Here is a 7,604-nt window from a genome sequence, read left to right as displayed (position 1 = left end):
GTAATTGATCAACTAATATAAATAAAAGGCGTGCACCTGTCACGCTTTTTATTTTATATAGTGATGTCTAAATAGACATTAAAAACGAATACATTCTGTTATGGCTTAACTTTCATATCTTCATACCAAAAAAGAGAATAATCCATCATCAATGAGGGTTCATTTTGCTGCCTTAACATGGTAGTAATGTTCCCCAGGTGATACGTACCGTGATTGGCTACATGTAAAAGAATTTCTTCAAAAGTCGTTTCCCGTGGACCAGACCAAGGATTATCCACATGTATCGTCATAGTAAGAGTTGAGTTCTGATTTAAAAATAGTTGATACTTTGATGCTATATTTTTGAATGCTGTTTTGAATTCTTCAATTGTATATGCATCAGTTAATGGTAATTGACTCATCGCATCTTGTAGCGCTTGTTGAAATTCTACTTTTTCTAAAACATGAATCCACATAGTATCAACTGCAAGAATATGACTAAGTGTTTTAGCGATTGTCGGATAAGAGCTTTTCACCTCTTTATTTAATAGATTTTCAGGTAATGCATCCATATGATCTAACATCAACTGCATCGCCCAGTTGTGATATTCATACATCGTTTTTCCGGCATTCATCCAAATCGCTCCTTTAATTGTAGTAAGAACTGTCTAACTACGTTCATTATAAAAAAGGATATATGACATCTGAGTGTCATATATCCTCATATAGATTAACTATTTTTTTGGCTTCATTTCTTAATATGTCTTGTAAGTACAAGGGATGAATAACAACTACACCTGATCTGAAGCTTAATAAAATGTTGATTAACCATTCCGCATGTAAAGGTGAAGGTAACAATAAAGTCATCGTAACACTACCATCTTCTTCAAAAACCATCGATTGATGCTGAAAATGATTTAAGACTACATGAATGGATTCAGGATGAATTCTTAACGTGATACTTTCCCGTGCGGGTTTCACGACAGCTCTGTCTCCAGGAATGGGATGGTTATCCTGAATAGATGTTGAAAGTCTTTGAAGGTTGAGCATATGTGACACTTTGAATTCGCGGTAATCATTTCTTAAATAACAATAAGCATAAAGGTACCATGTACGAAATTTATATCGTAGAAAAATGGGATCTACTTCTCGAATGGTCTGTTCCTTTTGAGCACTGATGTATTGAAACAGAACTCTTTTTGATTCTTTGATACTCTTTTGAAGATCAATTAAGAAAGTAGGCTCAATGGATTGATCAGCTAAATCAATGTGCAAATGGTTATTTTGTTCTTCTGTCGTAAGAATCGATAGCCGTTCTAGCGTATTTTTTAAATCTTGATCATGTAATTGCGCTGATAAACTTTTCATTAAAGATAGAACATCGACCATAGAAGACGCATTTAAAAAGGTCTTATCCCATTTATAATTCTCAATAATACCGAAACCTCCATTAGTTCCATGATAAGAAGTAACGGGAATTCCAGCTGCACTAATGGTTTCAATATCTCGATAAATCGTTCTCTGAGAGACATTTAATTCACTAGCTAATTGAGCGGCCGAGATCGTAGAGCGATGCAGTAACTTAAATATGATAGTCAGTAATCGTTCGAGTTTCAAAAAATTCTCCTTTGTATTAAGCACGACTATAGTTTGAACCGTCATTCCATACAAATAATTACGTTTAGTATAATTGATTTATTCGTTCTATGGAGAGATTTAAAAGTACTTCGTAATGAATTGAATCAAAATCCAAAGAAAAAAGTATGCATCGCGCATACTTTTTGTGGTTTTCCTTATCTTATTAGATATGTATGGGTTGTAAATCTAATTCAATATGTAATTTTGACCTATTTCTTTAAGAATTTATTCGGCGATAAGACAGCTACCACTTTGAAGTCGGGAAGCTAACACCAAAAAAATGAAAATTACTTATGAATCATAAAAATGTAAAATCAAGGGTTACGTATGGAAAAGGAAGTATGTTAAAATTCGGTTCAATTCAAATAAAGTCCTTATCTAAATAAGAAGGAGAGTGGGAAAAAATGAATCAGGTTGCAGCCATAAGTATGCTAGGAAACGTCTTTATTTTTATAGTCGTTTTATACTTTATTTACAAAATGATTCAATACATTCGACTGAAATGATCCGTCATCCTATAAAATGAACAATGGATGGTTCGATAAAAAAATAATGAGATACATTTTAATGGAACATAGTTGAAAGTGAACGCTAAAGAGCAAAAAAGTATGCGCCGGCGCATACTTTTTTGTAGAGCATGACAAGAGATCTCTGCTAAAAATATATTATGGAGATACGGGACGCTTGAGCGTTAACAATTCATCGTCGAGTGACGCGAATGACTTAACACAGCCGCATGAGCGTCTTGATTTCCAATATTATAAAAGTGAATAGCAACTGACTCTTTGATGAAATCAAAAACACGTTCTGCGACGAACTCAGATGGCACTTCTAAGAAAAAATCTTGAATAGACTGGATAATTTGTTATTGTTCTTTACTAAATCGATTGAACATAACGACACTCCCTTTATTTTTGTTGATCTCTGAATGATCTAAAAAAATTACAAGAGAATGTATTTTAAAATCACAGTCTATATTTTGTGGTAAAAAAATGTACATGCCTTCCTTTAAAATGTTGCTTTTAATTTCTGAAGCATCCCATCCCAACCTTGGTCCATAAAGTTACGGACACGACCTTGTGGCTGATTTGCTTTCGGCACAAGGTCATCAGCGTTTTTCCATCCGCTGTGTGTCACAGTGAAAAGGGTAAGGTCGTTCAATGTAGTTAGGGAGAAGGTCACAATCCATCCATCTTCATCCCAACTAAACGATAATTCTCTTTCTGGTTGTACGTTTAATACCGCTTAAGGAGACGGACCAAAAGGAGATTGAATATGAAACATACATCCCGTTTGTGCGACAAGGTCGTTTGGCATAAACCATTTAGATAAAGAGCGAGCCGTCGAGACATTCGCCCATACCTGTTCAATGGACTTGTTGATCTTAATGGAATGTTGAATATCTTTCACAGATTGATTCATCGTTTACAACCATCTATTCTTTTTTAATATATTTTATTCTAATTCTATCCTCAATTCTTTCTCAATGATATACAAAAATGATCTTAGCGCTGAGGTCATTTTAAGTATCAGAACCAAATCGTTTCTTCAGTGCTTTGAGACGTTTGACTGATCTTGTTTAGATTCGCGAATAAAAGCGACTGTCATTGTAATGGCAGCAACAACATATCCGACGAGTACAGAGGTCAATTCCGACCAATCAAATACAGAACGGAGAATGATTTGGGGAACAAAATAGACGAGCAATGCAATCGGCAAAATCCATGTCTTCGTCTTCCATGCCGTGACGAGAATCCAGGCAATTAGAAGGGCGCCAATTAACCACCCGACGCTTGGAGATAACGTGATTTTGGGCGAATCAATGAGTCCGTTGACGATCAACAGTCCGACGATCAGAAGAAGATGAACACTCCCATGAATCCCGTAACGCAGGAGGCGTGGTCGAGCAGTATCGCGTAAGGCATCTTTGCGGAACAACAATGCAAGTGTCGTCAAATAAACAGCGCTTATCAGTAGGAAGCCACCGACGAGCAGGATACTGTAAGTCGTCGTGCCATTCAAGAGATTTTGTAAGTATAGAAAGCTGGAAGCACCAAGATACACTTGCATGATCGTCCAAAAGGCTTGTTTTGAATCAAATGCCATCTCGTGTGAGATCGACTGGATGTAGGCAGCCGGACTGTCACCCGTGATGGAACGAACCGATTTGCCATCCGCTTCGGCTTCAATCAGATGGTCTTCGAGTTCAAGGACGATCTCGTTCGTCGCTTGTTCATTTTTACCGGACGCAAGCAGGTAGACCTTCAAGTCTTCCAAAAATCGGGTTGATTCCGTTGATAGAATCATCTCAATCATCCTCCTTTAAAATACTTTCAACACTTGTCGAAAGGTGTTGCCATCTTTCCTTGAATGCGGTAAGTTCTTCTGCACCGCTCGTCGTGATCGAATAATACTTCCGTTTCGGACCGGACGGAGAGACGCGTGAAGTCGCTTCGATCCAGCCCAGTTTTTGCATCCGGATCAACAACGGATAGATCGTTCCTTCGCTGATGTCAGAGAAACCGTATGCTTTCAGTTTCGTCGCAAGTTCATAACCATAAATCTCTTCTTCCGCGATCAGTGCAAGTAAACAACCGTCGAGAATCCCCTTTAACATTTGCGTCGATGACATCCGCATCATCCTTTCGCTACTTGGTATTACAAGGTAATGATATACCAAGCTATTTTGTATTGCAAGGTAGCTGGAGGAAAAGATTCATTTCCCTGAAAAAAAGGTAAACAAATCATAAAGTAGATACGTCGCTTGTTTAGAAAAGGGAGGTATTGATCGTGGATAAGCGGAATACTGTTGTCTCGGCGACCGTCGTCTTCATCATCATGGGTATCGTCATGGCTGTCTCTGCGTTTGGTTTCGGCATTCGTTATGGTGAACCGGAGTTGTTACGTATCGCGATCTTCGGTGAAGTCGCAACAGCGATTTTTCTCGTCTGGTACATTCGTCGTCATGCCACGTTTGCTGCCGTTGGGTTTTCGAAATTGCAGTCGCGGGGTCTAATCTGGTACATTCCGTTACTGCTGATCGTTCTCGTTCAAGTCGGATTGATCGTCAATGCGTTATTCACGTCCTCGATATCATCATCGGCACTTCAACTTGTCGGAATCGTCTTCCTGACGACCTTATTCGTCGGTTTCAATGAAGAAGTCTTGTTTCGCGGCATCATCTTACGCTATCTCAAACCGAACGAACATCCGTATCGTGCCGTCCTTATCAGTGCGCTTTTGTTCTCATCTTTCCACTTGCTTAATTTAATCGCCTTGATTCCACCGGCAGCGATGTTGTTCCAACTTGCGAACACATTCGTCTTTGGTGTGTTCTTAGCGATCATCGCACTGAAGCTGAATAACCTCTGGCCATTAATCATTTTCCATGCGTTGTGGGATTTCGCGAGCATCGCTGCGGATGTCGTGAATGTTAATTTAGGAATTACGGTTCTTTTGGCGCAAGTCTATCTTCTCGTTGCGATCGTCATTCAATTAATCTTGTTGAAACGACATGATCTCAGCCATCTGAATGGACCGATGAATCCACGTAACGTTTGAATAGTTGACTCTCCGTTTTTTGACGGGGAGTTTTTATTTGGAATAAAGGTAGTATCAATGATTAATATGTAATATATTACTTATATGAAACCTACAGATGATTTAGCCATTGCACGACTTTCTCTTAGTGAGGAAGTGTATCGACGTTTGCAACATCACATCATCACCTTACGCCTCTCCCCAGGTGAGAAGGTGAACGATCAAGCGCTCGCGGAAATGTTCGGAGTCAGCCGAACACCGGTCCGAGAAGCCTTGAAACGACTCGAGGAGGAAGGATTGATTTTTGCGAAACGGGGCTCGCGGACGATCGTGACGGAGCTTGACGCTGAACAGGCACAGCAAACCTATCCGATCATCGCGACGCTGCACGGACTAGCAGCGCGTCTAGCGGGACCACTCTTGACGGAAGACGATTTGACGGAGCTTCAGACGATTCACCAACAGTTCACGATGGCAATCGATCAACAGGAGACGGAGACGGCGCTGACGCTAGACGATGCCTTTCACGATGTCTTCGTGCAGCGCAGCCAGAACGCTCAGCTACGGGAAACGATTCGCCGATTGACGCCGCTGATCCGCCGGCTCGAATACGCCCAGTTCGATCGACTCGGTCGTCAATCGATTGCCGATCATGCGGCGATTTTGATTGCATGTCAACAACGGGATGTCGAGCAGCTCGTCCAGGCGACGGAACATAACTGGAACGGGCTCGGACGTTTACTTGTCTCGACACTAAAGGAGGAGCGCTGATGCGACCAATCATTTATGGGATCTTGGCGGCGATGTTCTTTGCCGTCACCTTCATCTTGAATCAATCGATGCAAGGAGCAGGGGGGCACTGGATTTACAGTGCGTCGCTTCGCTTCTTCTTGATGTTGCCGTTCTTCGTCGTCATCGTCTTGATGCGTCGGGGAATTGGTCGCGTCTTACAGGCACTGCGAACCGACTTCGGTTTTTGGTTACTGTACGGAACAATCGGTTTCGGACTGTTTTACGGTAGCATCTGTCTTGCTGCCGATCATGCGCCAGGCTGGTTGATTGCCGGAACGTGGCAATTGACGATCCTAGCCGGACCGCTGCTTGCACCGCTGTTCAATCAACGGATTCCGTGGTCGGCCCTTAAGTATTCCGTCTTAATCGTCCTTGGGGTCGTCGTCATGCAGTTATCCGTCGCAGGAAGTCTATCGCTACAATCCTTACTGTTCGGTGCCTTGCCGGTGCTCGTCGCTGCGATTGCCTATCCGCTCGGGAACCGGAAGATGATGGAACGGTATGGGGACAAACTTGACGTTTTTGAGCGGATTCTCGGAATGACGATCGCCAGTCTGCCGTTTTGGATCGTTCTCTTCGTGATTGCTTACATACAGGTCGGCTTACCAAGTGTCAGTCAAGTAACCCAGTCCGGCTTCGTCGCCTTATTCTCAGGCGTCATCGCGACATCGCTCTTTTTCTACGCGACGTCTCTCGTCCGGACGGAACCGGTCCGGTTAGCCGCGATCGAGGCGACCCAGTCGTTTGAGATCGTCTTTACCGTTCTCGGGGAGATTTTGTTTCTCCATGCGGCACTACCGACGGGACTCGCGACATTCGGGATCATCCTCGTCATGCTCGGGATGACGTTGCATAGCTTGAATCAGGCGGAGCGGACGGTCGTCCGTCCCGCTAAAAGAAAAATCAATTGAGAAAGTAGGCTGTCAGATGGTTTTAACAGGTACACTCGTCAATACCGTCCTGATCATCGTCGGGACGTTGCTCGGATTGATGTTCCACCGGATTCCGGAACGGATGAAGGAGACGGTCTTGCAGGCGATTGGTCTAGCCGTCGTCGTGCTCGGGATCCAGATGGGGATGAAGAGCACGAACTTCTTGATCGTCATCGGTAGTCTTGTTCTCGGAGGTGCGATCGGGGAATGGTTCCGTCTCGATGAGAAGCTCGACCGGATGGGGGCATGGCTCGAACGTAAGATCAGTCGCGGTCGTCCATCGAATATCGCGGAAGGATTCGTCACCGCGACGTTGATTTTCGTCATCGGAGCGATGGGGGTCCTCGGTGCGCTCGATGGTGGCTTACGTCAGGATCACGACGTCCTCTATACGAAGGGGCTGATTGACGGTTTCACGGCGCTTGTCCTCAGTTCAACGCTCGGGATCGGCGTCATGTTCTCAGCGATTCCCGTTTTCCTCTATCAAGGGGCGATCGCACTGAGTGCCGTTGCCATCACGAAGTTCATTCCCGATGCCGCGTTGCAAGAATTCATCTTGGAGATGACGGCGACCGGTGGAGTGATGATTGCAGCGATCGGTCTCAATCTCGCCGGAATAACGAAAATCCGCGTCGCGAACTTGTTACCGGGCATCGTTATCGTTGCTGTCATCGTGACGGGATTACATCTATTCTAACGAGACATCCCCGCCTGTCCGAAAGG

9 protein-coding genes and 1 pseudogene are annotated in these 7,604 nt (G+C 43.5%); 4 read left to right on the top strand and 6 right to left on the bottom strand.

Annotation, left to right across the window (positions count from 1 at the left end; translation table 11 throughout):
• Positions 1-98 precede the first annotated feature (98 nt).
• The 6 genes and pseudogenes from AC3B4V_RS12405 to AC3B4V_RS12380 all read right to left on the bottom strand — a co-directional run bounded on the left by AC3B4V_RS12405 (position 99) and on the right by AC3B4V_RS12380 (position 4,249).
• Positions 99-614: a DinB family protein gene (locus AC3B4V_RS12405; RefSeq protein ID WP_064300919.1), complete on the bottom strand. Its 516-nt coding sequence runs from the start codon at positions 612-614 to the stop codon at positions 99-101.
• Positions 615-690: 76 nt separating this feature from the next.
• The gene (locus AC3B4V_RS12400; RefSeq protein WP_488378606.1) at positions 691-1,596 is read right to left on the bottom strand and encodes a helix-turn-helix transcriptional regulator; all 906 of its coding nucleotides are present in this window, start codon (positions 1,594-1,596) and stop codon (positions 691-693) included.
• Positions 1,597-2,308: 712 nt separating this feature from the next.
• Positions 2,309-2,476, bottom strand: a complete 168-nt coding sequence (locus AC3B4V_RS12395; RefSeq protein WP_488378613.1) for a DUF2164 family protein — start codon at positions 2,474-2,476, stop codon at positions 2,309-2,311.
• 149 nt (positions 2,477-2,625) lie between these two features.
• Positions 2,626-2,847: pseudogene (locus AC3B4V_RS12390) on the bottom strand (SRPBCC family protein); the annotation flags it as partial.
• Between the two features lie 318 nt (positions 2,848-3,165).
• The gene (locus AC3B4V_RS12385) at positions 3,166-3,924 is read right to left on the bottom strand and encodes a hypothetical protein (RefSeq protein WP_488378605.1); all 759 of its coding nucleotides are present in this window, start codon (positions 3,922-3,924) and stop codon (positions 3,166-3,168) included.
• Position 3,925: 1 nt separating this feature from the next.
• Positions 3,926-4,249, bottom strand: a complete 324-nt coding sequence (locus AC3B4V_RS12380) for a PadR family transcriptional regulator (RefSeq protein ID WP_023468214.1) — start codon at positions 4,247-4,249, stop codon at positions 3,926-3,928.
• A 158-nt stretch (positions 4,250-4,407) separates the two neighbouring features.
• On the opposite strand from AC3B4V_RS12380, the gene AC3B4V_RS12375 reads away from it, so the two are divergent.
• The 4 genes from AC3B4V_RS12375 (at position 4,408) to AC3B4V_RS12360 (ending at position 7,578) form a co-directional block, all read left to right on the top strand.
• Positions 4,408-5,178 (top strand): CPBP family intramembrane glutamic endopeptidase, encoded by a 771-nt coding sequence (locus AC3B4V_RS12375; RefSeq protein ID WP_195865113.1) that lies wholly within the window; start codon positions 4,408-4,410, stop codon positions 5,176-5,178.
• Positions 5,179-5,262: 84 nt separating this feature from the next.
• Positions 5,263-5,928: a GntR family transcriptional regulator gene (locus tag AC3B4V_RS12370; RefSeq protein ID WP_488378604.1), complete on the top strand. Its 666-nt coding sequence runs from the start codon at positions 5,263-5,265 to the stop codon at positions 5,926-5,928.
• Entirely contained in the window at positions 5,928-6,860 is a 933-nt protein-coding gene (locus AC3B4V_RS12365) for a DMT family transporter (protein ID WP_488378603.1), read from the top strand. The genes AC3B4V_RS12370 and AC3B4V_RS12365 overlap by 1 nt, the downstream gene beginning before the upstream one ends.
• A 16-nt stretch (positions 6,861-6,876) precedes the next feature.
• The gene (locus AC3B4V_RS12360) at positions 6,877-7,578 is read left to right on the top strand and encodes a DUF554 domain-containing protein (protein ID WP_035397505.1); all 702 of its coding nucleotides are present in this window, start codon (positions 6,877-6,879) and stop codon (positions 7,576-7,578) included.
• Positions 7,579-7,604 lie beyond the last annotated feature (26 nt).

The sequence above is a fragment of the Exiguobacterium sp. E17S genome, from assembly GCF_057772545.1.
The sequence above is the reverse complement of the archived record's forward strand: the minus strand, read 5'-3'. Positions and strand labels throughout refer to the sequence as shown.

What these genes read in the sequence shown, in the direction of transcription:
- AC3B4V_RS12405 (WP_064300919.1), bottom strand. Translation starts at nt 614, where the DNA reads ATGAATGCCGGAAAAACGATGTATGAATATCACAACTGGGCGATGCAG.
- AC3B4V_RS12385 (WP_488378605.1), bottom strand. Translation starts at nt 3,924, where the DNA reads ATGATTCTATCAACGGAATCAACCCGATTTTTGGAAGACTTGAAGGTC.
- AC3B4V_RS12380 (WP_023468214.1), bottom strand. Translation starts at nt 4,249, where the DNA reads ATGTCATCGACGCAAATGTTAAAGGGGATTCTCGACGGTTGTTTACTT.
- AC3B4V_RS12370 (WP_488378604.1), top strand. Translation starts at nt 5,263, where the DNA reads ATGAAACCTACAGATGATTTAGCCATTGCACGACTTTCTCTTAGTGAG.
- AC3B4V_RS12365 (WP_488378603.1), top strand. Translation starts at nt 5,928, where the DNA reads ATGCGACCAATCATTTATGGGATCTTGGCGGCGATGTTCTTTGCCGTC.
- AC3B4V_RS12360 (WP_035397505.1), top strand. Translation starts at nt 6,877, where the DNA reads ATGGTTTTAACAGGTACACTCGTCAATACCGTCCTGATCATCGTCGGG.